The sequence below is a fragment of the Shewanella piezotolerans WP3 genome, from assembly GCF_000014885.1.
In the GTDB taxonomy this organism is placed as follows: Bacteria; Pseudomonadota; Gammaproteobacteria; order Enterobacterales; family Shewanellaceae; genus Shewanella; species Shewanella piezotolerans.
The window spans coordinates 3,940,069-3,960,880 of sequence record NC_011566.1 but is presented as its reverse complement, the minus strand read 5'-3'; the positions used below and the strand labels follow the sequence as shown (position 1 = coordinate 3,960,880).

Annotated in this window: 17 protein-coding genes; 10 read left to right on the top strand and 7 right to left on the bottom strand. The window is 43.1% G+C overall.

The features are described 5' to 3' along the window. Positions 1-125 precede the first annotated feature (125 nt). Positions 126-665: a hemerythrin domain-containing protein gene (locus SWP_RS16690; RefSeq protein WP_020913770.1), complete on the top strand. Its 540-nt coding sequence runs from the start codon at positions 126-128 to the stop codon at positions 663-665. Between the two features lie 59 nt (positions 666-724). Here the strand turns inward: SWP_RS16690 and SWP_RS16685 are convergent, their stop codons facing one another. The 5 genes from SWP_RS16685 to SWP_RS16665 form a co-directional block, all read right to left on the bottom strand. Next, positions 725-910 (bottom strand): DUF3545 family protein, encoded by a 186-nt coding sequence (locus tag SWP_RS16685; RefSeq protein WP_020913769.1) that lies wholly within the window; start codon positions 908-910, stop codon positions 725-727. A gap of 234 nt (positions 911-1,144) precedes the next feature. Continuing rightward, positions 1,145-2,782, bottom strand: a complete 1,638-nt coding sequence (gene pgi / locus SWP_RS16680; protein WP_020913768.1) for a glucose-6-phosphate isomerase — start codon at positions 2,780-2,782, stop codon at positions 1,145-1,147. A gap of 18 nt (positions 2,783-2,800) precedes the next feature. Then, positions 2,801-3,757, bottom strand: a complete 957-nt coding sequence (tal, locus tag SWP_RS16675) for a transaldolase (protein ID WP_020913767.1) — start codon at positions 3,755-3,757, stop codon at positions 2,801-2,803. Between the two features lie 385 nt (positions 3,758-4,142). Further along, complete coding sequence (locus tag SWP_RS16670) at positions 4,143-5,237, bottom strand: OmpA family protein (protein WP_020913765.1); 1,095 nt, start codon at positions 5,235-5,237, stop codon at positions 4,143-4,145. Positions 5,238-5,463: 226 nt separating this feature from the next. Further along, complete coding sequence (locus SWP_RS16665) at positions 5,464-7,830, bottom strand: phosphoketolase family protein (protein ID WP_020913764.1); 2,367 nt, start codon at positions 7,828-7,830, stop codon at positions 5,464-5,466. Positions 7,831-8,255: 425 nt separating this feature from the next. Between SWP_RS16665 and SWP_RS16660 the strand changes: the two genes are divergently transcribed. Beyond that, a complete protein-coding gene (locus SWP_RS16660; RefSeq protein ID WP_020913763.1) occupies positions 8,256-9,698 on the top strand; it encodes an alanine/glycine:cation symporter family protein in 1,443 nt (480 codons plus the stop codon). Positions 9,699-9,829: 131 nt separating this feature from the next. Next, the gene (gene yaaA, locus SWP_RS16655; RefSeq protein WP_020913762.1) at positions 9,830-10,603 is read left to right on the top strand and encodes a peroxide stress protein YaaA; all 774 of its coding nucleotides are present in this window, start codon (positions 9,830-9,832) and stop codon (positions 10,601-10,603) included. A 74-nt stretch (positions 10,604-10,677) separates the two neighbouring features. Here the strand turns inward: yaaA and SWP_RS16650 are convergent, their stop codons facing one another. Beyond that, complete coding sequence (locus SWP_RS16650; protein WP_020913761.1) at positions 10,678-12,078, bottom strand: M20/M25/M40 family metallo-hydrolase; 1,401 nt, start codon at positions 12,076-12,078, stop codon at positions 10,678-10,680. Positions 12,079-12,213: 135 nt separating this feature from the next. On the opposite strand from SWP_RS16650, the gene SWP_RS16645 reads away from it, so the two are divergent. Next, a complete protein-coding gene (locus tag SWP_RS16645; protein WP_020913760.1) occupies positions 12,214-12,528 on the top strand; it encodes an ArsR/SmtB family transcription factor in 315 nt (104 codons plus the stop codon). Between the two features lie 259 nt (positions 12,529-12,787). Here SWP_RS16645 and rpsT read toward each other — a convergent pair whose 3' ends face one another. Beyond that, entirely contained in the window at positions 12,788-13,054 is a 267-nt protein-coding gene (gene rpsT, locus SWP_RS16640; protein ID WP_020913759.1) for a 30S ribosomal protein S20, read from the bottom strand. 257 nt (positions 13,055-13,311) lie between these two features. On the opposite strand from rpsT, the gene murJ reads away from it, so the two are divergent. The 6 genes from murJ (at position 13,312) to ispH (ending at position 20,608) form a co-directional block, all read left to right on the top strand. Then, positions 13,312-14,871 carry a murein biosynthesis integral membrane protein MurJ gene (murJ, locus tag SWP_RS16635; RefSeq protein WP_044556025.1) on the top strand — a complete coding sequence of 520 codons (1,560 nt, stop codon included), beginning with the start codon at positions 13,312-13,314 and terminating at the stop codon, positions 14,869-14,871. Positions 14,872-14,936: 65 nt separating this feature from the next. Next, a complete protein-coding gene (ribF, locus tag SWP_RS16630) occupies positions 14,937-15,872 on the top strand; it encodes a bifunctional riboflavin kinase/FAD synthetase (RefSeq protein WP_044556024.1) in 936 nt (311 codons plus the stop codon). Between the two features lie 30 nt (positions 15,873-15,902). Next, a complete protein-coding gene (gene ileS / locus SWP_RS16625; RefSeq protein WP_020913755.1) occupies positions 15,903-18,725 on the top strand; it encodes an isoleucine--tRNA ligase in 2,823 nt (940 codons plus the stop codon). Positions 18,726-18,735: 10 nt separating this feature from the next. After that, entirely contained in the window at positions 18,736-19,248 is a 513-nt protein-coding gene (lspA, locus tag SWP_RS16620) for a signal peptidase II (RefSeq protein ID WP_020913754.1), read from the top strand. Positions 19,249-19,253: 5 nt separating this feature from the next. Beyond that, positions 19,254-19,676 carry an FKBP-type peptidyl-prolyl cis-trans isomerase gene (fkpB, locus tag SWP_RS16615; RefSeq protein ID WP_020913753.1) on the top strand — a complete coding sequence of 141 codons (423 nt, stop codon included), beginning with the start codon at positions 19,254-19,256 and terminating at the stop codon, positions 19,674-19,676. Between the two features lie 2 nt (positions 19,677-19,678). Then, the gene (gene ispH / locus SWP_RS16610; RefSeq protein ID WP_044556023.1) at positions 19,679-20,608 is read left to right on the top strand and encodes a 4-hydroxy-3-methylbut-2-enyl diphosphate reductase; all 930 of its coding nucleotides are present in this window, start codon (positions 19,679-19,681) and stop codon (positions 20,606-20,608) included. The last annotated feature ends 204 nt before the right edge of the window (positions 20,609-20,812 follow it).

The following is a 20,812-nucleotide window of genomic DNA, read 5'->3' as shown; positions in this document are numbered from 1 at the left end:
AACATAGTCTAATTTTGTTGATCTCAATCACGAACAGATTGATTATCATTTTGTTATAGTTGGGTGTTATTCGTACGGTTTACTAATATTGTATCTAGTGGGGGTTAATTCGGGTGGAGAAAACTATGCTAGCCAGACTCATGCACGATCACAAGCATATTGGTATTTTGCTTAAGATTTTAAAGACCAAACACATTAAGCTAGCGGCCGGTGAAGGGATTAATTACAACTTGGTTCGCGACATTGTTGAATATATGCAGAGCTATGCTGAACACAGCCACCATCCGCTGGAGGAGGTGATCTCTGAGTTTTATTGGAACAAGTTAGGCAGGGCGCATATTAACGAAACGCTCACATCAGAGCATAAGAAGCTAGTTGATGCATCAGCCTCACTAATGGCTACTCTGAATCTTATTTTAAGCGATGTTGTGGTTTCTAAAGAGCAGCTAGTCAGTGATTTAGTCAGTTATGTCGATATACAGCAGTCGCATATGGATTTTGAGGAATCAACAGTCTTTCCTAAATGGGAGAATGTAATAACCGAAGCGGATTGGCAAACCGTTGTGCAGATGTGTGATGCAAGACTTATTGATGACCCGCTATTTAGTGAGAGCGACAATGTGCTGTTTGAGGAGTTGAAAGAGTATATTGAGGCTGATGAGTAGTTATATTGTGTGTGGAAATGAGAAACAAAAAAGAGCGTCTAAACGCTCTTTTTTTATGGTTACATCAGGAGGGTGTCCAATTCACCTTCAAAGCTGGTGTCAATATCTTGAAGTTCTTTAAGTAAGCGGTGCTTTTCCTTTAGAGCTTCAATTTCACGCCACTTCCGCTTTTTGTTGGAGCTTCTCGAGCGGCTTGGCTTCTCAACTATACTATCTAGCGCACTACCATAATCTAGTCGATTCATGGCAACCTCCTGTTGTTTATTTTGTCATCAAATAAATAGCATGTTTTTCAAGCATGGTGCAACATAAATGTTTCATTTATGTTAACTAACTATGAAGTTTTAATGTTGAGCAGGAGGCGTTAATCTGGATAAACTTGAATTTTATTCATGTTTATTTGGGGATGTTGATGATGAAAATCAAAAAAGCCAGTCGAAACTGGCTTTTTTAGTATATTTAACTATTAAACTGAATGGTTAAATTTTATTCTGTCTGAATAGATTTATTAACGCATTACTTGAGGTATCTAAATCTGTTGCATCAGCTTGGGCTGTTAATCTGTCTAACACATCATTACCCAACTGTTTACCTAACTCTACACCCCATTGATCAAAAGAGTTGATCTGCCATATCGCACCTTGAACAAAAGTTCTGTGCTCATACAGCGCAATTAGGGCACCTAATGTTGTAGGCGTAAGCTTGTCCATTAGCAGTGTATTGCTCGGTTTATTACCTGGCATTACTTTGTGTTGCGCAATAAGTTGCTTTTCACTATCTGGTAATGAACTAGTGCTTAATTCAGCTAAAGCTTCGTCGAAGGTTCTTCCTTGCATTAATGCTTGGGTTTGGCCAAAGCAGTTTGAGGCTAGCTGAACATGGTGCTCACCAATTGGGTTATGACTGTTCAATGGCATAATAAAATCGGCTGGGATAAGCGCCGTACCTTGGTGAAGTAGCTGGTGGTAGGCATGCTGTCCATTCGTGCCCTCACCGCCCCAGATCACAGGTCCAGTGCTGTAGTCTACATCAGTGCCATTTAGCGTGACTGATTTTCCGTTACTTTCCATATCAAGCTGTTGGAAGTATGCAGGCAGGCCACGTAAGTAGTGATCGTATGTCAGTACGACGTGAGATTGTGCATTAAAGAAATTACCGTACCACAGAGAAAACATGCCCATGATCACCGGCATATTGCTTTCGAGTGGAGTCTCAAGGAAGTGATTATCCATTTCGTGGGCGCCAGCAAGCAACTCACGAAAGTTGTCCATACCAACAAGCAGTGCAATAGGTAAACCAATTGCTGACCATAGTGAGTAACGTCCGCCAACCCAGTCCCACATTGGGAAGATGTTATTAGCATCAATACCAAATTCAGTGGCTTTAGCAACATTAGAACTAACAGCAACAAAGTGCTTAGCAACATCTGATTGCGTAGCTCCCTGTGCTAAGAACCAATCTTTAGCGCTTAATGTGTTGGTCAGTGTCTCTTGAGTACCAAAAGACTTAGAGGACATCACAAATAAGGTTGTCTCTGCATTGAGTCCCTTAAGCTTTTCAATAATTGATGTGCCATCAACATTGGCAACAAAGTGACAATTTAGTTGGCCAGTCCAATATGGACGCAGCGCTTGGGAGACAATTTTTGGACCTAAAAATGACCCACCAATGCCAATACTCACAACATCTGTAATGGTTTTGCCTGTATAGCCTTTCCAATCACCTGTTGTAACCGAGCCTACAAAGCCTTCCATTTTGTCTAAGGTTTGCTGAACTTCAGCAACAATGTTGACGCCTTCAACATCTATGACCTTATCTTTTGGCGCTCGAAGTGCAGTGTGCAATACCGCTCGTTGTTCTGTATTGTTAATGGTGCTACCAGCAAACATTGCTTTGATTTTTTCTTCAAGTTTAGATTCCTTTGCCAATGCAAAAAGCAGTGACAACGTTTCTGTTGAAGCTCTATTTTTAGAGTAATCTAAAAGCAATCCACATGCCTTGGTAGACATATCGTCAAATCGCTGTGGCTGTTGCTTAAACAGCTCGCGCATGTGCGGCACGGTTTTACTGTGCAGCGCTAGTGCTTGCCAACTGGCAAGCTGAGTCAGTTCGGTCATTTTAGTAGTCCTATTCCTTTAAGACGATAGCTCTGCTTTTAGCATGACTTCAAGTTTACCTTGGTCTACTGCAAAGTTACGGATCCCTTCAGCTAGCTTTTCTACCGCCATTGGATCTTCATTAAATTCCCAACGGAACTGTGCTTCAGACATTGCAGGCTGTGCCGCAATCGTTTCTGTTGCTGGTAGCAATTTTTGTATGATAGGCGTATTGCTGTTTGATAATTCTTCTAACAGCGCTGGGCCAATGGTCAGTCTGTCACAGCCAGCTAATTCGATGATTTCACCGGTGTTACGGAAACTTGCGCCCATGACTACAGTGTTAAAGCCATGACGCTTATAGTAGTTGTAGATGCTTGTGACAGATACAACACCAGGATCTTCTGCTGCTGAGTATTCAAGACCTGTATCTTTCTTATACCAATCTAAGATACGGCCTACAAATGGAGAGATCAGGTAAACCCCAGCTTCTGCGCAAGCTCGAGCTTGAGCGAAACTAAATAGTAGCGTTAAATTACAATTGATACCTTCTTGTTCAAGCTCTTTAGCTGCGCAGATCCCTTCCCATGTAGAGGCAAGTTTGATCAAAATACGTGATTTGTCTATGCCCGCTTCTTTGTACAGCTGGATAAGTTTGTGTGCTTTTGCGATAGAAGCCGTTTTATCGAAAGATAGGCGCGCATCAACTTCGGTAGAGATGCGACCTGGAACAATTTTAAGGATCTCTAAACCAATATTTACCGCAAGTTTATCGCCAGCATCTTCAATTTGCTGTTCAAGATCGTCACTTTGGCTTTTTGCCCAATTAATGGCATTCTCGATGAGGTCACTGTATTCAGGAATTTGTGATGCTTTTAGAATGAGTGATGGGTTTGTTGTCGCATCTTCTGGCTGGTAACGTTTTATGGCTTCAATATCACCGGTATCCGCCACGATTGTAGTGATGGGTTTAAGTTGTTCTAATGTGTTGGCCATGTGAATTACATCCTTCTCAATGAGCAGCATAAGTTTGATGGTTAATTAGCAGGTATTAAAAGCCATTTTAATGATCATTCCAACTAAATATGAAAAAAAATTACAGAAAAGTTGCAAAAAATCAGTAAAACAGCTTTTTTTGGTAATATTGCTACCAATGTTAACGTTTCATTCTTGCAGTCTGATGAAATTCCTGTGCTACAGACTGCTAAAACAAAAATATTGAGTAATGAGCTAAACCTTAGTTGTTGAGTATAGTGGCTGCAACAATTAAACAAAAAGCTCACAGCCATGAAAAGCTGTGAGCTCGTTTAAATCATCTAACGAATACTATAGCAAATACTATCGAAATAATAAGATCGACAGTTGTGTTGCTTGATCGTGTTTACTTAAGCACTGGTACTTTTTCAGTACCGCTTACATGTGCTTCAATACGGCGGTTAGCTTGGTTAGCCTCTTTAGAGCTACCCTCAATTAGAGGTTGGGTTATACCATAGCCTTTAGATGATACTCTTGCTGGCGCAATGCCGTACTCATTGATAAGAACATCTGCAACGGCTATCGCACGACGTTCAGATAGCGCCATATTGTAATCCGCTGCGCCAGTATTTGAGGCGTGACCAGCTATGACGACTTCTGAATTTGGGTGCTTACTCATGTACTCGGCTAAATCTTTAATGTCACTGTAAGATGACTCTTGTACAATGGCAGAGTTAGTGGCGAATTTAGCTTCAATCTCAAATTTATCTTCGGCGTCTTGATAGATAGTACAGCCATTACTATCAACTTTGTGAGTGGCTGGTGTATCCGGACATTGGTCCATATCATCATTAACGCCATCGTTATCAGCATCTCCAACCACAACCGCTACAGGTACTATTGGTTTGGACTTGCTACCGAAGCGATAGCTTAACTCAAGCCCCCAATAATTGCTCTCCATCTCTAGTGTTTTCCACTTATCTTCATCAAGATTTTCATAACGACGATACTTAGCTTGTAGTTTTAGGTTATCAGTAATGTTATAGCCGATACCTGCACCTATGTAAGGGGCTACGCCGCTATCGCTATAGTATTCGCTGCCGTAATTCTTGTTGTTGGAGATGAGGTAGTTCAATGCGCCTGCTTCTGCCGATAAGCTCCAGCGATTGGCAAATGGCCAAAATGCGACTAAACCTAGGTTCATGCCTCGAGCGCCAACGTCATTAAGCTTGTCTGAGTAGTCTACCCACTCAGCGCGGCCTAAGTCGCGATAGCCTAACTCAACGCCAAAGTAGTCGTTAAATAGATAACCAGCAAATACATCCCACGCATATGGGTCATCATCACCACAGGTTTTCATGGTTTTTTGATCGCAATTGGGCTCGTAGTTATTGATACCGACACCGCCACCAACGTACCAAGGGCTCATACCATCAGCTGCGTTAGCAACAAAAGGTAGCATTGAAGTCAGCAATACTGCTTGTAGAGTTTTGTTCATCATTCGTAGTCCTTATGTTTTATTTATAAAACTCCTCCGCCTACTTAATACCTAAGTAGCGCCAGCACTTATCACGGAGATCCTTTGGTTTTGTAGCTAGGCAACACTATTATCTGTCGTAAATGTAACATTTTCCACTTTATTGTTAATGCTTGTAGCGATAACTTGAAACGAAAAAAGGTGCCTTCTTGCGAAGGCACCTTTTAATTTCAGCTAATTTAAAGAGTGCTTATCGTGTCCACACCCAGTTTTCGATGCTTACTGGGTCAACGCCATTGGCTTTGATGTAGTTTCTGTGGTCGACCAAACGTTGCAGCATGTCTGTGGTTAATGCGACGTGTTGCGTCTCATCAATAACGCCTTGCTGGAAGAGTTTGTAGGCCATATCAATAACAAGGTGGTAGCGTGAAGTACCGTTACGAACACCCATATCAAATGGTGTTGTTGTTGAACCTTCTTCTTCGTAGCCTTTGATTCTGAAGCGGTCGCTGCCTTTGTAGTCAAATACGAGTTTCTTAATTGTATTCGGGTAGCCGTGGTAATTGAATACTACGCCTTTATCCGCTGTGAATACTTCGTCCATTAACCATGGCTTGCTTTGGAAGTCTAAGCTACCTAGGCCGCTGCTGGTAAGTTCTGTGACACTGACAAAACGAATACGTACACGTGGCAATAGCTCTCTAATGAGTACCAGTGCAGCCATCGCTTCTTGAGTCACGTAGTCACCACAACCTACGAGGACCACATCTGGATTCTCATCAGATGCGAAATCCCAAACCATGACACCGTCTTTAGCTTGTTGACGCGCTTCATCAAGTGTTAGCCACTGTGGTAGATCTTTCTTACCAGCGACAAGAATGTTCAGCTTGTCACGATCAGCATAAGCGCGTTCGGTGTAAACCAAAGTACTGTTACCATCAGCAGGTAGGTAAGCAGAGATAATCTTTGGATGCTTTTCTAGCATCGCACCGAGGAAAGATGGATTCTGATGAGAGTAACCATTGTGATCTTGGCGCTCAAGCAGTGACGAAAGTACTACGTTACATGCTGGAACAGGTTTTCTGAAATGTACACCTTGGCTAGCGTATACGTATTTACAGTATTGGTCGGCCATAGACGATACAACTTGTGAGAAAGCTTCATAAGTTGGGAACATCGCGTGACGACCTGTTACCGTGTAACCGTGTAGCATACCGAAAAGTAGGTTTTCAGATAGCAACTCAATGACGCGACCATCACGAGACATATCTTCGTCCCAGCTTTCAATAGGCCACTGCCATGCACGGTCAGTTTCTTCAAATACAGCTTGTAGCTGGTTTGAATAGGTTTCATCTGGGCAGAATATACGCAGGTTACGTTGGTCACGGTTAAGTTTAAATGCATCACGCATCCACTCACCCATCTTGAACATGGATAGACCACGCTGACCACGAGGAGTCTCAGGGCCGTAAGCTAGCTTCTCAAGATCTGGGTTTGTTAAAGCGCGAACTACTTCACCACCGTAACTTAAGTGCTGACGGCCACAAGATAATTCTTTAGGTGGAATAAGAGACTGAATGTCTTTGTCGAAAATCAGCTCACCTTGTTCGTTAATGCTGTAAAGCTCGTTAAATTTGTAGCTAGCAAGCCAAGTGTTTAGTGCGTCAAGGTGACCTTTATCAGTTGCACACTTGTTGACAATAACTTGGTGAGATTCGCAGTTACCTTCAAGCTTCTTACCATTATATTCTGAAGTACCGGTCCAACCTTTTGCTGTGCGCATTAAAATAACAGGCCAGCGTGGTTTAACAACGTCTTCGCCCGCTCTCGCGCGAGTTTGTATGTCGTTGATCATCTCATAAGATAAGTCCATTGCGGCAGTCATCTGCTCATAGACATCCTGTTCTAGCTCATCATCAACAATGATTGGGTGGTAACCAAGACCACGGAATTCTAGATCAAGTTCTTCATGGCTCATTCTTCCCATACGAGTAGGGCCTGAAATCTTGTAGCCATTAATGTGTACGATAGGAAGTACAGCGCCATTGTTCTTAGGTGATACCAGACGGTTTGCATACCAAGAAGCCGCAAGAGGACCTGTTTCAGACTCGCCATCACCAATTAGGCAAGCTGCGATTAAATCTGGGTTATCGAGAACGGCGCCCCACGCAACTGAAAGTGAATAACCAAGTTCACCACCTTCTAGAATTTGACCTGGTGCTTCAGGGTTGGCATGAGAAGGGTAACCATACGCTGCAGAGAACTTCTGGCAAATATCGGTGATACCGTCTTCGTTGTATGGGATTGTGTCAGGGTAAAAATGACTGAGTGAACCTTCCATGAAAAGGTTAGCTTGTACTGCTGGGAAACCGTGACCAGGACCGACAAGGTATACAAATGAACGGTTATGCTTGGTAATCAGTCTGTTAACGTTCGCGTATACGAAGTTGATACCCGGGCATGTTCCCCAGTGCCCCAATAGCCTTGGCTTAATATCAGCGTGTGCTAAAGCGCGTTTATGCAGTACGTTTTGCTTTAGGTAAATTTGTGATGTCGCCAAAAAGTTAGTTGCTCTAACGAATTTCTTTAAGGAGACGATCTCTTGTTGATGTGACATAAATAACCCCATTTACGTAATCAGAAAGTTAAACAAATTTGATGGGAACTACTATATTTGTAATTTTATTACAAAAATGTGTCCTGTATCTTATTTATAGAAAGTAATTTGTACTGATAAATGTAGTAAAACTAGATGTGAATGGTATGTTATGTTGGTTACTCTAGTTCGATATGTTTAATAGTTCCTGTGATTCGGATGTCAGCTAAATGATGATGTGTGATCTGTATCACTCAGGGTTAAAGCAATGCTATGCTATTTTGCAGCGCGGAATGCGGCAGGCGTGACAGTAATTTAATCACGTATGGATAATTCAAAAAGAAAATCTGTCGACATTTAAATACATTAGGAAGGATAAACACAAGCCAAACCTAATCCAGTGTCACAACGCTCGATTATGTTTGTCGTGGGGATAAATAATAATTATGTTCGAACCGTTAATAAATGCAGTTGAATCTACAATCAATGCCGTCAATGGTGTGTTGTGGGGAAGCTTACTGATCTATGTTCTAGTTGCCGCAGGCGTACTGTTTACACTTCGTTTAGGTTTTATACAATTTAGATTGTTTGGTCATGGGGTGAAGTTAGTGCTCCAGGGGCGTGAAAAAGTCAATGGTATCTCCTCATTTCAAGTATTTTGTACCTCAATGGCTGCTCGTGTTGGTACCGGTAATATGGCTGGTGTTGCTGTTGCGATAACAGTAGGTGGTGCAGGTGCTATTTTCTGGATGTGGCTCATTGCACTTCTTGGTATGGCAACGGCGTTTATCGAATCAACGCTTGCTCAAGTCTACAAAGTTAAAGACAGTGAAGGGCAATATCGTGGCGGCCCCGCTTATTACATGGAGAAGGGCTTAGGTAAGAAGTGGATGGGCATACTGTTCTCTATTTTGCTTATCATTGCATTTGGCTTTGCTTTCAACGCAGCGCAAGCTAACACTATGACCGATGCGCTGAATAACGCATTCGGTTTTGATAAGACCCTTGTTGGCTTAGTCATTGTTATGGCTTCTGCTTATATTATTTGTGGTGGCTTGAAAAAGGTTGCGCGCGCTTCTGAGCTTATCGTGCCAGTTATGGCCGTCGCATACTTAGCTATAGCGCTGGTTGTTTTAGTCATTAATATTGACCAGGTGCCAGCTGCATTAACGCTGATTGTTAAGAGTGCATTTGGTTGGGAAGAAGCCGCTGGTGGCGCGATGGGCGCGATGATGGCGGGTATTGCTCGTGGCTTGTTCTCAAACGAAGCGGGTATGGGTAGTGCGGCGAACATTGCTGCATCTGCAACACCAAATCCGAACCATCCGGCCTCACAAGGCTTTGTACAGATGATTGGCGTATTTGTAGATACGATTGTTATCTGTAGTGCATCTGCTGCAATTATCTTGCTATCAGGAGTGTTAGATAATCCAGGTGAGCAGAAGGGTATTGGTCTATTGCAGCTCGCTCTTAGCAATGAGCTAGGTGGTTGGTCTGCATACTTCATTGCATTCGCGATAATACTATTTTGTTTCTCATCAATTATTGCTAACTATAGCTATGCAGAAAACAACATCATGTTCCTGACTAAGAGTAAGAAAATTCTTTATATTTTCCGCGGTCTAGTATTGGCGATGGTGATGACAGGTTCAGTGGCTTCGTTGCAGTTGGTTTGGAACTTCGCCGATGTCTCTATGGGACTCATGGCTTTGGTCAATATTGCTGCGATTGTGATGCTGTCTAAAGTCGCATTTGCTGTTGTTAAAGATTATGAGCGTCAAATCAAGCAAGGTTTGGTTCCAACCTTTGACGCCACTCAATTCCCTGAAATAAAAGGTGTAGAGTCAGGTGAATGGTCTGATGAACAGAGCGCGACCAACAAGTCTTAATTGAGAGTTTAAGCTTGATGCGGTAAGTTGAATTAGCGCAATCTAAAAAACCACGCTTTATAAGCGTGGTTTTTTTGTTTTTGATCAGTATGATTGTCACAGTTTAACAATATCTATGTATAGGACATCACATGTTAATCTTGGTTTCACCTGCAAAAACATTAGACTTCGAAAATCCAGCTGCTACTCAGAGTTATTCTATTCCTACGTTGCTGGGTCAAAGTGAGCAATTGATTGATGTCTGCCGTAAATTAACGCCAAGCGATATCGCCTCCTTAATGAAAGTCAGTGATAAAATCGCTGGCCTCAATGTGGCGAGATTTAGTAGTTGGGACTCTGATTTTACCCCTGATAACGCTAAGCAAGCGGTATTTGCCTTTAGAGGTGATGTTTATACGGGGCTTGATGCTGATACATTATCAGAAGCTAGCTTACAGAAAGCGCAGCAGCAGCTACGGATCCTATCGGGCTTATATGGATTATTGAAACCTTTAGACTTAATGCAAGCTTATCGATTAGAGATGGGGACCCGTTTAAGTAATGCTAGAGGGACAAATCTTTATCAGTTCTGGGGCGATATTATTACTGATGAGATTAACCAGACAACTGCGGCTCAAGGTGATGAGTTCATTATTAACCTTGCTTCTAACGAGTATTTTAAAGCTGTTAAGCATAAGCAGTTGACCGCAAACTTAGTAACGCCAGTCTTCAAGGACAAAAAGAATGGTCAATATAAGGTGATCAGCTTCTTTGCTAAGAAAGCTCGAGGGATGATGGTGCGTTATATTTTAGATAATAATGTTGAATCATTGGATGCGTTGATAAAATTTGATAGCGCTGGTTATTATTATAGTGAAGCAGAATCAACGGTTACCGCTCCTGTGTTCTTGCGAGAAGAGCAGTAGTATCCCCTTTAGATAAAAGCAGCCATCAGGCTGCTTTTTTATTTGCACTTGTTTACCCCATTATTCAACGCTGATTATTTTGCGACGATTGGACGTAAATCAATGGTCGACTGGGCCATGAGATAAGCAAACTGTGCATAGGCAGCGACATTTTGCTTAAGTGCGGCGGGTTCTATTTTGTCTAAGGTATCATTGGGGGTGTGATGATAATCAAAATAATCGGTACCATCTTGTCTCAATGATGCAACGGGCACACCTTGTGCAGGTAGCATAGAGACATCAGGGCCTCCTGAGGCTTTATTAGTACCCAAAACAACGCCATTGTTTGTCATAGGTGCTGAAAGGGCTAATAATTGGGGATAGGCGCTTTCACTCGCTCTAAAATCAACTTGATAGATACGGCCTGCACCAAAATCAGACTCCGCTGCAATATAATGATTATCTAGCTCCGCTTGGTGTGCTTTTGCATAAGCCTTACCACCGACTAGCCCAACCTCTTCTGCTGCATACAATACAACTCTTATCGTTCTAGCTGGCTTGGTGGGGAGATCTTGAATTAACTTACCAGCAGCAGCGACAATACCCACACCTGCTCCATCATCAATGGCTCCCGTGCCCTCATCCCAAGAATCTAGATGAGCACCAATTAATACTATCTCTTCAGGTTTACTGGAACCGGTCACTTCAGCTATGACGTTATAAGAGGTGGCGAAGCCTTGGTTTTGAGATGAAAGCTGTAAGTTAACGGTAATATTGCTATTACGCTTTAACATCGCGTTGATCAAATCGGCATCAGGGCTAGACATTGCGGCTGCAGGGATTTTTGCTACACCCTCTTTATATCTCATCATACCGGTATGAGCCATTCGGTCATGATCGGTGCCAATAGAGCGGATCATTACGGCTACAGCGCCTTTTTCTGCTGCGGCCACCGCACCTCTAGAGCGACCGCCTACACTTTTACCGTAGCCTTTCCCGCTAATGTGACGTTCTGTGAGGTGATCGATAAAGACGATTTTTCCACGCACCTTGTCAGCTGATGCCTGTTTCAATGCTGCTAAACTATCGAAACGAACAATACTGGCTTCAATGCCATTTTTTGGGGTAGCGATACTGCCCCCTAGCGCGGTGATGACCAAGGGTTGAGGGTAGGGCGCTACAATTGATGCTTTAGCTTCTCCTCTGTGCCACACAGGTACCTGTACCGCTTCCTTATAGACTTTATCGAATCCTAATGAATGCAGCTTAGATTCTGCCCATTGCACTGCGACAAGATCTTGTTCACTGCCAGCTAGCCGTGGGCCGACTTCAACGGTTAAAGATTCTACAAGTTCGTAAGCAAGATTTGAATTTAGTGCCTGTTGTTGAAGTTGCATGGCAACTTGCTCGTTTGCGTTGTTTATTGATTGAGTTTGACAGCCCAATAAGCTGGTCAAAAAAACACCTGCGGCTATTTTGAGATAGGTACTTTTCATGAGTTTCCTTTGTTTTTATTACTTATGTCCCATTTTTGAAAACAATCTAGCAAAAAGTGTGCTTCATGTCCCGACTATATCTGTAAGGCAACGCTATATTAGGCCGTCGGTTTGTTTTAGGAGAAATAGCTCGTAATGAATATAGAATTAATGCAGCAACGAGCAGACCATGCCGTTGTATTGTTGAAGGCGATGGCTAATGAACGTCGTCTGTTTATCTTGTGCTATCTTCTTAATGAAGGGGAGATGTGCGTTGGTGAAATGAACAAGAAATTGGGATTAAGCCAGTCAGCGCTTTCACAGCACCTTGCGTGGTTACGTAAAGACAATTTAGTTGAAACGCGCAAAGAAGCTCAAACAGTATATTACTCGTTAAAAAGTGATGAAGTCGCTGAGATTATTAAACTACTTAATAATATTTACAGCGAAAGCTTACAAACAGTAGCGTAAGTATTAAAAGATGAAAGCCAAGTTAAGGCTTTCTTTTAGCGCTACCGTTTCAATAATACCAATCAGTATGAAGACTTGCTCTCTCAGCGAGAGTAGATCAACTTCTTATACTGATTAGTATAATTGTGAAAATAGAGAGGATGTCCTCTCTATTTTTTTGCCTGAAACTTGCAAGTTGACCGTCGGCCTACACTCAGGCTCAAACTACAGGCATAAAAAAACCGGCCAAGGCCGGTTTTTAATTACTTGAAACTAAAAATTAAGCAGCAAGTGCTTTGATTTTAGCATTCAAGCGTGACTTATAACGAGCAGCCTTATTCTTGTGAATAAGACCTTTAGTCGCCATACGGTCAACAATTGGTTGTGCTGTTACGAAAGCAGCAGTAGCTGATTCGTGATCACCTGCATTAATTGCAGCGATTACTTTCTTTACGTAAGTACGTAGCATTGAGCTACGGCTTGCGTTGTGCTGACGACGCTTCTCAGACTGAAGCGCGCGCTTCTTTGCAGACTTGCTATTAGCCAAGGTGCAACTCCTAAAACTGGGTTTGGTATTTTTAAGGTCGAGGAATATGCCCTATTTATGTCACTTTGTCAATGACAATGATTGAATCAGTTCGATTAACTCAAAATAATCCAACCAGCTTGGCTATCTTCAACCTAACTCGTGTAATATGGTGCGCAATTCTAGCAGGTATTGCATTGAGACAATAGAGGCAAGCGCTATTTTGTGCGCGATATCGCCTAAGTATTTTAGCTCTATCAACAAGAGCAGGGGACGTTTTGAGCAGAAAGCTATTTCGGTCTGGCATGATTGTCAGTGCCATGACACTAATTTCACGGGTATTAGGTTTGGTTCGTGATGTGGTTATCGCGAATTTGATGGGAGCTGGTAGCAGTGCCGATGTGTTTTTTTTCGCCAACAAGATCCCTAATTTCTTACGAAGACTTTTTGCCGAAGGGGCATTTGCACAAGCATTCGTGCCAGTGCTAACAGAATATCAAGAGAAAAACAGTGATGAAGAGATAAGAGATCTGCTTGCTAAAGTAGCAGGCACTCTTGGTGTACTCGTTAGTGTGGTAACCCTATTCGGTGTCATTGCTTCTCCGGTGTTAGCGGCGTTGTTTGGCGGAGGCTGGTTTCTTGCTTGGTTAAATGATGCTCCCGGCGGAGAAAAGTTTGAACTCGCTTCTTTGATGCTAAAAATAACCTTCCCTTATCTCTGGTTTATCACCTTTACCGCTTTGGCCGGTTCAATATTGAATACTCGCGGTCGTTTTGCTGTCTCTGCGTTTACGCCTGTCTTCCTTAATATTGCCATTATTTCTGCCGCACTATTTTTAGCGCCTAAATTACAGCAGCCTGAAATAGGCTTGGCCTGGGGAGTATTTTTGGGTGGTTTGATCCAGTTTTTGTTTCAGATACCGTTTCTGTTAAGAGAAAAAGCGATAGTAAAACCAAGTTGGGGATGGCGTCACCCAGGAGTCACAAAAATTAGAACATTGATGATCCCTGCGCTTTTTGGGGTGTCAGTGTCACAAATCAACTTGTTATTCGATACCTTTATCGCCAGTTTTTTAATGACAGGCTCCATTAGTTGGCTCTATTACTCAGATAGACTACTTGAATTTCCCCTAGGCCTGTTTGGTATAGCGATTGCGACAGTCATCTTACCGGCGTTGTCAAAACGTCATGTAAATGCTGAAAGCCAAGCTTTTTCACAAACAATGGACTGGGGAGTAAAAGCGATAATTCTACTTGGACTGCCTGCTATGTGTGGCTTAATTATGCTTGCTAAGCCAATGTTGATGGTGCTATTTATGCGCGGTGCGTTTAGCTATGAAGATGTAGAGATGGCCTCATACAGCTTAATGGCGTACGGCAGTGGTTTGCTCAGTTTTATGTTAATTAAGATTTTAGCGCCAGGTTATTACTCACGCCAAGATACAAAGACGCCGGTGCGTTATGGCATTATCGCAATGGTGAGTAATATGGTATTCAACCTAATATTTGCTATCCCTTTTGGTTACGTCGGTTTGGCCATTGCGACTTCGATGTCAGCGCTGTTAAATGCGTGCTTATTATACCGAGGCTTGCATAAAGCCAATGTATACCGATTGAATACATCGACGATTCTTTTTGCGATTAAGACATTCATTGCCGGGCTTGTTATGGCAGCTGTCATCTACTATTTACAACCTACGATTGCCGCTTGGTTAGCGTTTTCGTTGCCAGAGCGTGGTGTTGAGTTAGCCAAATTGATTGCAATTGCAGCAATTTGCTACTTTATTTGCTTAGTTTTGTTGGGAATTCGTCCTTGGAAGATGAAAGCTGCAGTTTGAGTGCTGATTATAAAGGCTAGCTGGTATATAATCCGCCCATTTACTCTCATGTGTCGTGTAAGATAATGGAATTGATCCGCGGTATTCATAATATTTTACCTCAGCATCATGGTTGCGTATTAACAATAGGCAACTTTGACGGCGTCCATCGTGGCCATGCTGAAGTGATTAATCGGCTAGTAGAGAAGGCAAAGCACTTAGACTTACCTGCGGTTGTCATGACATTTGAGCCGCAGCCACAAGAGTTCTTTCGCGGTGAGAATGCACCTGCTCGGTTAAGCTTATTACGCGACAAAGTGATGTTGCTTGACGAGTTATCAATTGAGAGAATGCTCTGTATAAACTTCAATAAGAAGTTTGCCGACTATACCGCTGAAGATTTTGTTGAACAGTTATTGGTCAAAGCTCTTGGTGTAAAGTACTTAGTGGTTGGTGATGATTTCTGTTTTGGCAAACAGCGTCAAGGTAACTTCGATATGCTACGAAAAGCGGGTGAGAAATTCGGCTTTGCGGTAGTGAGTACCCAAAGTTTCGTCCTTGGTGATAAGCGAGTTAGCTCTACAGAAGTCAGACGACTACTTGCTGAGGGAAATATGGAACAAGCAAGACGCTTGCTTGGACACCCATTTATCCTGAGTGGCAAGGTCGCGCATGGCCAGAAAATTGGGAGAACCATTGGTTTTCCCACTGCAAATATTGCATTAAAGCGCAAAGTCACCCCTGTAAGAGGTGTATTTGCCGTTAAGCTTTATTGGGACAATAGTGATATATATGAAGGTGTAGCTAACGTCGGTTTTAGACCAACAGTTAATGGCCAAGTATGTCAGTTAGAAGTCCATTTATTTGATTTTGATGGTGACCTTTATGGTAAAACTGTTGAAGTTGAATTGGTGGCAAAGATAAGAGACGAGCAGCCATTTGGATCACTCGATGCGCTGAAAAAACAAATTAAAAATGATGCTGACAGAGCGAAAGCTTTGCTTGGCAGCGATGCAGGCTAATAGCTTAGCTAACAATACGGTAAAGGGTTAATGAGCGACTATAAATCTACTTTGAATTTGCCGGAAACAGAGTTTCCGATGCGTGGTAACTTGGCTAATCGTGAGCCAGAGATGTTGAAGTCCTGGAACGAGAAAGGACTGTACCAACAGATCCGTGAAAGCCGTAAAGATAGCAAACCGTTTATTTTGCATGATGGTCCTCCATATGCAAATGGTGATATCCATATTGGCCACTCAGTTAATAAAATTCTTAAAGATATTATTATTAAGTCAAAGACCATGTCTGGCTTTGACGCGCCTTATATTCCTGGTTGGGACTGTCATGGTCTGCCTATTGAGCTTAAGGTTGAGCAGAAAGTTGGCAAGCCTGGTCATAAGGTTACCGCTTCTGAGTTCCGCCAAAAGTGCCGTGAATATGCTGCCAAGCAAGTCGATGGTCAGCGGGATGACTTTATCCGTTTAGGTGTATTTGCTGATTGGCAAAACCCTTACCTAACGATGGATTACAACACTGAAGCTAATATTGTTCGTTCACTATCAAAGGTGATCGACAGCGGCCACTTGCACAAAGGTGTTAAGCCTGTGCATTGGTGTACTGATTGTGGTTCAGCGTTAGCTGAAGCCGAAGTTGAGTACGAAGACAAAATGTCTCCGGCAATCGACGTTGCATTTACCGCTGTTGATAAGCCAGCGTTGTTAGCCAAATTTGGCTTAACTGAGTACGCACATCCAATTTCAATGGTTATCTGGACTACAACTCCTTGGACACTGCCTGCTAACCGAGCATTGTCAGTTGCAGGGCAGTTAGAGTACACCTTGGTTGAGATGGTGAAAGATGGCCAAACTCAAGCGTTAGTGTTAGCACAAGAGCTTGTTGAATCTTGTGTTGAGCGTTTTGGCGCTGAGACGCACAAAGTGCTAGCGAACGTGTTGGGCAGTGAGCTAGAGCTATTGCGTTTTAACCACCCGTTCTATGATTTTGATGTGCCAGTTATTCTTGGTGAGCACGTCACTGTTGAGTCTGGTACTGGTGTAGTGCATACCGCGCCAGGTCACGGTCAAGACGATTTCGTTGTTGGTCAAAAGTATGGTCTAGAAGTTGCTAATCCTGTTGGCGACAATGGCGTATATAAAGCTGATACAGAAATCTTTGCAGGGCAACATGTCTTTAAAGCTAACAAAGCCGTTGTTGCGCTGTTAGAAGAGAAAGGTGCGCTGCTTAACCATGTGGCTATTAACCACAGTTACCCACATTGCTGGCGCCATAAAACACCAATTATCTTCCGTGCTACGCCGCAGTGGTTTATCTCAATGGATCAAAAAGGCTTACGTACGCAAGCGTTGAGCGAGATTGAGAAAACACAGTGGATCCCTGACTGGGGTCAGAGCCGTATCGAAAAGATGGTCGAGAATCGCCCTGACTGGTGTATCTCTCGTCAGCGTACGTGGGGCGTACCAATTACGCTGTTTGTACACCGTGAAACCGAAGAGTTGCACCCAGATAGTGTGTCACTGATGGAGCGTGTTGCTAACCGTATTGAGCAAGAAGGTATTCAAGCTTGGTGGGATTTAGATGCCGCTGAGCTGTTAGGCGATGAAGCTGAACAGTACCGTAAAGTGACTGATACGTTAGATGTATGGTACGACTCAGGTTCTACCTTCTCGTCAGTGGTTGCATCTCGTCCAGAATTTAACGGCCATGAAGTTGACCTTTACCTAGAAGGTAGCGATCAACACCGTGGTTGGTTTATGTCATCATTGATGATCTCTACAGCGATGAATGGCAAAGCGCCATACAAGCAAGTATTGACTCATGGTTTTACCGTTGATGGTAAAGGCCGCAAGATGTCTAAATCTGTTGGTAACGTCATTGCACCGCAGCATGTCACCAACAAACTTGGTGCTGACATTTTACGTTTGTGGGTTGCTGCGACAGATTACAGTGGCGAAATGACGGTATCTGACGAAATTCTAAAGCGTAGTGCTGATGCTTATCGTCGTATTCGTAACACTGCTCGATTCTTACTTGCAAATATCAATGGCTTTAACCCTGAGACCGATATGGTTGCCGTTGAAGATATGGTTGCACTGGATCGTTGGGTTGTTCGCCGCGCAGCTGCGCTGCAACAAGAACTACTCGAAGCTTACGATCAATACAACTTCCACTTGGTTACCCAGAAATTGATGCAGTTCTGCTCAGTTGAACTTGGTAGCTTCTATCTGGACATCATTAAAGACAGACAGTACACCGCAAAGGATGACAGTAATGCTCGTCGTAGTTGTCAATCTGCACTGTACCTTATCTCTGAAGCTATGGTTCGTTGGATCGCACCAGTATTAAGCTTTACTGCTGATGAAATTTGGAAGCTACTTCCAGGTGAACGTGGTGAGTTTGTGTTTACCGAAACTTGGTACGAAGGCCTGCAGTCAGTCACCCTTGATTCAGACCTTAGCGATGAATTCTGGGAACAATTGCTTACAGTTCGCGCTGAAGTCAACAAAGTGATTGAGAATGCTCGTCGTGAAAAGCAGATCGGTGGCTCACTTGAAGCTGAAATCATGCTGTTTGCTGATGAAGCACTGTCTACAGCACTAAGTACTCTTGGTGATGAGTTACGCTTTGTATTGTTAACATCTAAAACAGATGTAGTGGCACTTTCTGAAGCGCCGGCTGATGCGATTGAGACTGAACTTGCATCACTGAAACTTGGACTTAAAAAGTCTGAAGCAGAGAAGTGTGAGCGCTGCTGGCATCATAGAGAAGAAGTCGGCCAAGTGGCTGAGCATCCGACACTGTGCACACGCTGTGTAACTAATATTGAAGGTGAAGGCGAAACTCGCCAGTTTGCATAAAGGATCCGTAATGCCCACTTCTTGGAAAGACAGTGGCCTACGTTGGTATTGGATAGTTGTGTTGGTGTTTATCGCCGACCAGCTATCTAAGCAGTGGGTATTGTCGAGTTTTGAGCTGTATGAATCGGTAAAGTTACTCCCTATGTTTAACTTTACCTATGTACGAAACTATGGCGCTGCATTCAGTTTTTTAAGTGATGCAGGCGGTTGGCAACGTTGGTTATTTACCTTTGTTGCAGTTGGTTTCAGTATTTTACTTTCGGTCTGGTTACGTCAGCAATCGACTAAAATGTGGCGCTTAAACCTTGCCTACACATTAGTGATTGGTGGGGCATTAGGCAATTTAATCGATCGTCTGCAGCATGGTTTTGTGGTCGACTTTTTAGATTTCTATTGGAAAACCAGCCATTTCCCTGCATTTAACATTGCCGACTCAGCAATCTGTATTGGTGCTGGACTGATTATTTTAGATTCTTTTGTATCGGGTAAAGATGTCAAAAAATCAGATGATATAAAGGAGTGATCTGAATGTCAGATAACCATTCAATTTTATGCCATATGAATATCGTACTTGAAGACGGCTCTACCGCAGAAAGTACTCGTTCAGCAGGTAAGCCTGCACGCTTTAATGTTGGTGATGAAAGTTTAAGCCCTGCATTTGAAGCTGAAATTGTTAACCTTAAAGAGGGTGACAAACACAGCTTTACCCTGCAGCCAGGTGATACGTTTGGTGAGTCTAACCCTGATGCTGTGCATCATATGGACAGGAGTCGATTCCCAGCGGATATGACGCTTGAGCCAGGTGTGATTGTGAGTTTTGCAGGCCCTGGTGGCAGTGAAGTGCCTGGCATGGTGCGTGATGTTGTTGCTGACTCTGTGACTATCGATCTCAACCATCCATTGGCAGGTCAAGTATTAACATTTGAGCTTGAAGTGGTACAGGTACTGTAATTATGAAAATTCTTTTGGCAAACCCTCGGGGTTTTTGTGCTGGCGTTGATCGCGCCATTAGTATTGTAGAACGAGCACTGGAACTTTTCTCTCCACCTATCTATGTGCGCCATGAAGTGGTTCATAACCGTTATGTGGTGCAGAACCTTAAAGATCGTGGGGCGGTGTTTGTTGAAGAGTTAGATCAGGTTCCAGATGACAGTATCGTTATCTTCAGTGCTCACGGTGTGTCACAAGCGGTGCGCGCTGAAGCTAAAACACGCGGCTTAAAAGTGTTTGATGCAACTTGTCCACTGGTGACTAAAGTGCACTTACAGGTGACTCGTGCCAGCCGTAAGGGTATCGAGTGTATCTTGATTGGCCATGCTGGCCACCCTGAAGTTGAAGGCACAATGGGTCAATACGATAACCCTGAAGGCGGTGTGCATCTTGTAGAGTCTCCGGATGACGTGGCTAAGCTTGAGGTTAAAGATCCAGACAACTTATGCTTTGTGACTCAAACGACGCTCTCCATGGATGATACTGCGGACGTGATAGCTTCATTACAGAAAAAGTATCCTGCTATTGAAGGCCCACGCAAAGACGATATTTGCTATGCCACCCAAAATCGTCAAGATGCAGTGCGTAATGTTGCTGAGCAAGTGGAACTATTTATCGTAGTGGGTTCTAAAAACAGCTCTAACTCCAATCGTTTGCGTGAGTTAGCGCAAAAGAAGGGGACTAACTCATACTTGGTGGATAATGCCGATGATGTTGATCCAACTTGGTTTAATGGCATCCAGCGCGTAGCGGTCACCGCAGGCGCGTCTGCACCAGAGGTTTTAGTGAAGCAGGTAGTCGATGCTATTGCTGATATGGCACCTAGTGTTATTACCGAAGTGGAAGGACGACTGGAAGATACTGTATTTGCGGTACCCGCTGAATTACGCTAACGATTACTGGTAAACATCAATTATTGAAGAGGCTGAGGCCTCTTTTTTTATGCTTGAAATTCAGACACATCATTGCTGTTCACTCTATAAATGCTGACTTGTACAAAGCAAGTATTCGACTAAACTTCATTTAACCTGTATGCTGGTTATTAACGCTAAGCTTCAGATTTTAAAGACTAAAACTAAAAAGTGTTACGTCAAGAA

Bases quoted from the DNA above. Each gene is read 5' to 3' on its own strand.
- SWP_RS16690 (WP_020913770.1), top strand. From the start codon at position 126: ATGCTAGCCAGACTCATGCACGATCACAAGCATATTGGTATTTTGCTT.
- SWP_RS16685 (WP_020913769.1), bottom strand. From the start codon at position 910: ATGAATCGACTAGATTATGGTAGTGCGCTAGATAGTATAGTTGAGAAG.
- pgi (WP_020913768.1), bottom strand. From the start codon at position 2,782: ATGACCGAACTGACTCAGCTTGCCAGTTGGCAAGCACTAGCGCTGCAC.
- tal (WP_020913767.1), bottom strand. From the start codon at position 3,757: ATGGCCAACACATTAGAACAACTTAAACCCATCACTACAATCGTGGCG.
- SWP_RS16670 (WP_020913765.1), bottom strand. From the start codon at position 5,237: ATGATGAACAAAACTCTACAAGCAGTATTGCTGACTTCAATGCTACCT.
- SWP_RS16665 (WP_020913764.1), bottom strand. From the start codon at position 7,830: ATGTCACATCAACAAGAGATCGTCTCCTTAAAGAAATTCGTTAGAGCA.
- SWP_RS16660 (WP_020913763.1), top strand. From the start codon at position 8,256: ATGTTCGAACCGTTAATAAATGCAGTTGAATCTACAATCAATGCCGTC.
- yaaA (WP_020913762.1), top strand. From the start codon at position 9,830: ATGTTAATCTTGGTTTCACCTGCAAAAACATTAGACTTCGAAAATCCA.
- SWP_RS16650 (WP_020913761.1), bottom strand. From the start codon at position 12,078: ATGAAAAGTACCTATCTCAAAATAGCCGCAGGTGTTTTTTTGACCAGC.
- SWP_RS16645 (WP_020913760.1), top strand. From the start codon at position 12,214: ATGAATATAGAATTAATGCAGCAACGAGCAGACCATGCCGTTGTATTG.
- ribF (WP_044556024.1), top strand. From the start codon at position 14,937: ATGGAATTGATCCGCGGTATTCATAATATTTTACCTCAGCATCATGGT.
- ileS (WP_020913755.1), top strand. From the start codon at position 15,903: ATGAGCGACTATAAATCTACTTTGAATTTGCCGGAAACAGAGTTTCCG.
- lspA (WP_020913754.1), top strand. From the start codon at position 18,736: ATGCCCACTTCTTGGAAAGACAGTGGCCTACGTTGGTATTGGATAGTT.
- fkpB (WP_020913753.1), top strand. From the start codon at position 19,254: ATGTCAGATAACCATTCAATTTTATGCCATATGAATATCGTACTTGAA.
- ispH (WP_044556023.1), top strand. From the start codon at position 19,679: ATGAAAATTCTTTTGGCAAACCCTCGGGGTTTTTGTGCTGGCGTTGAT.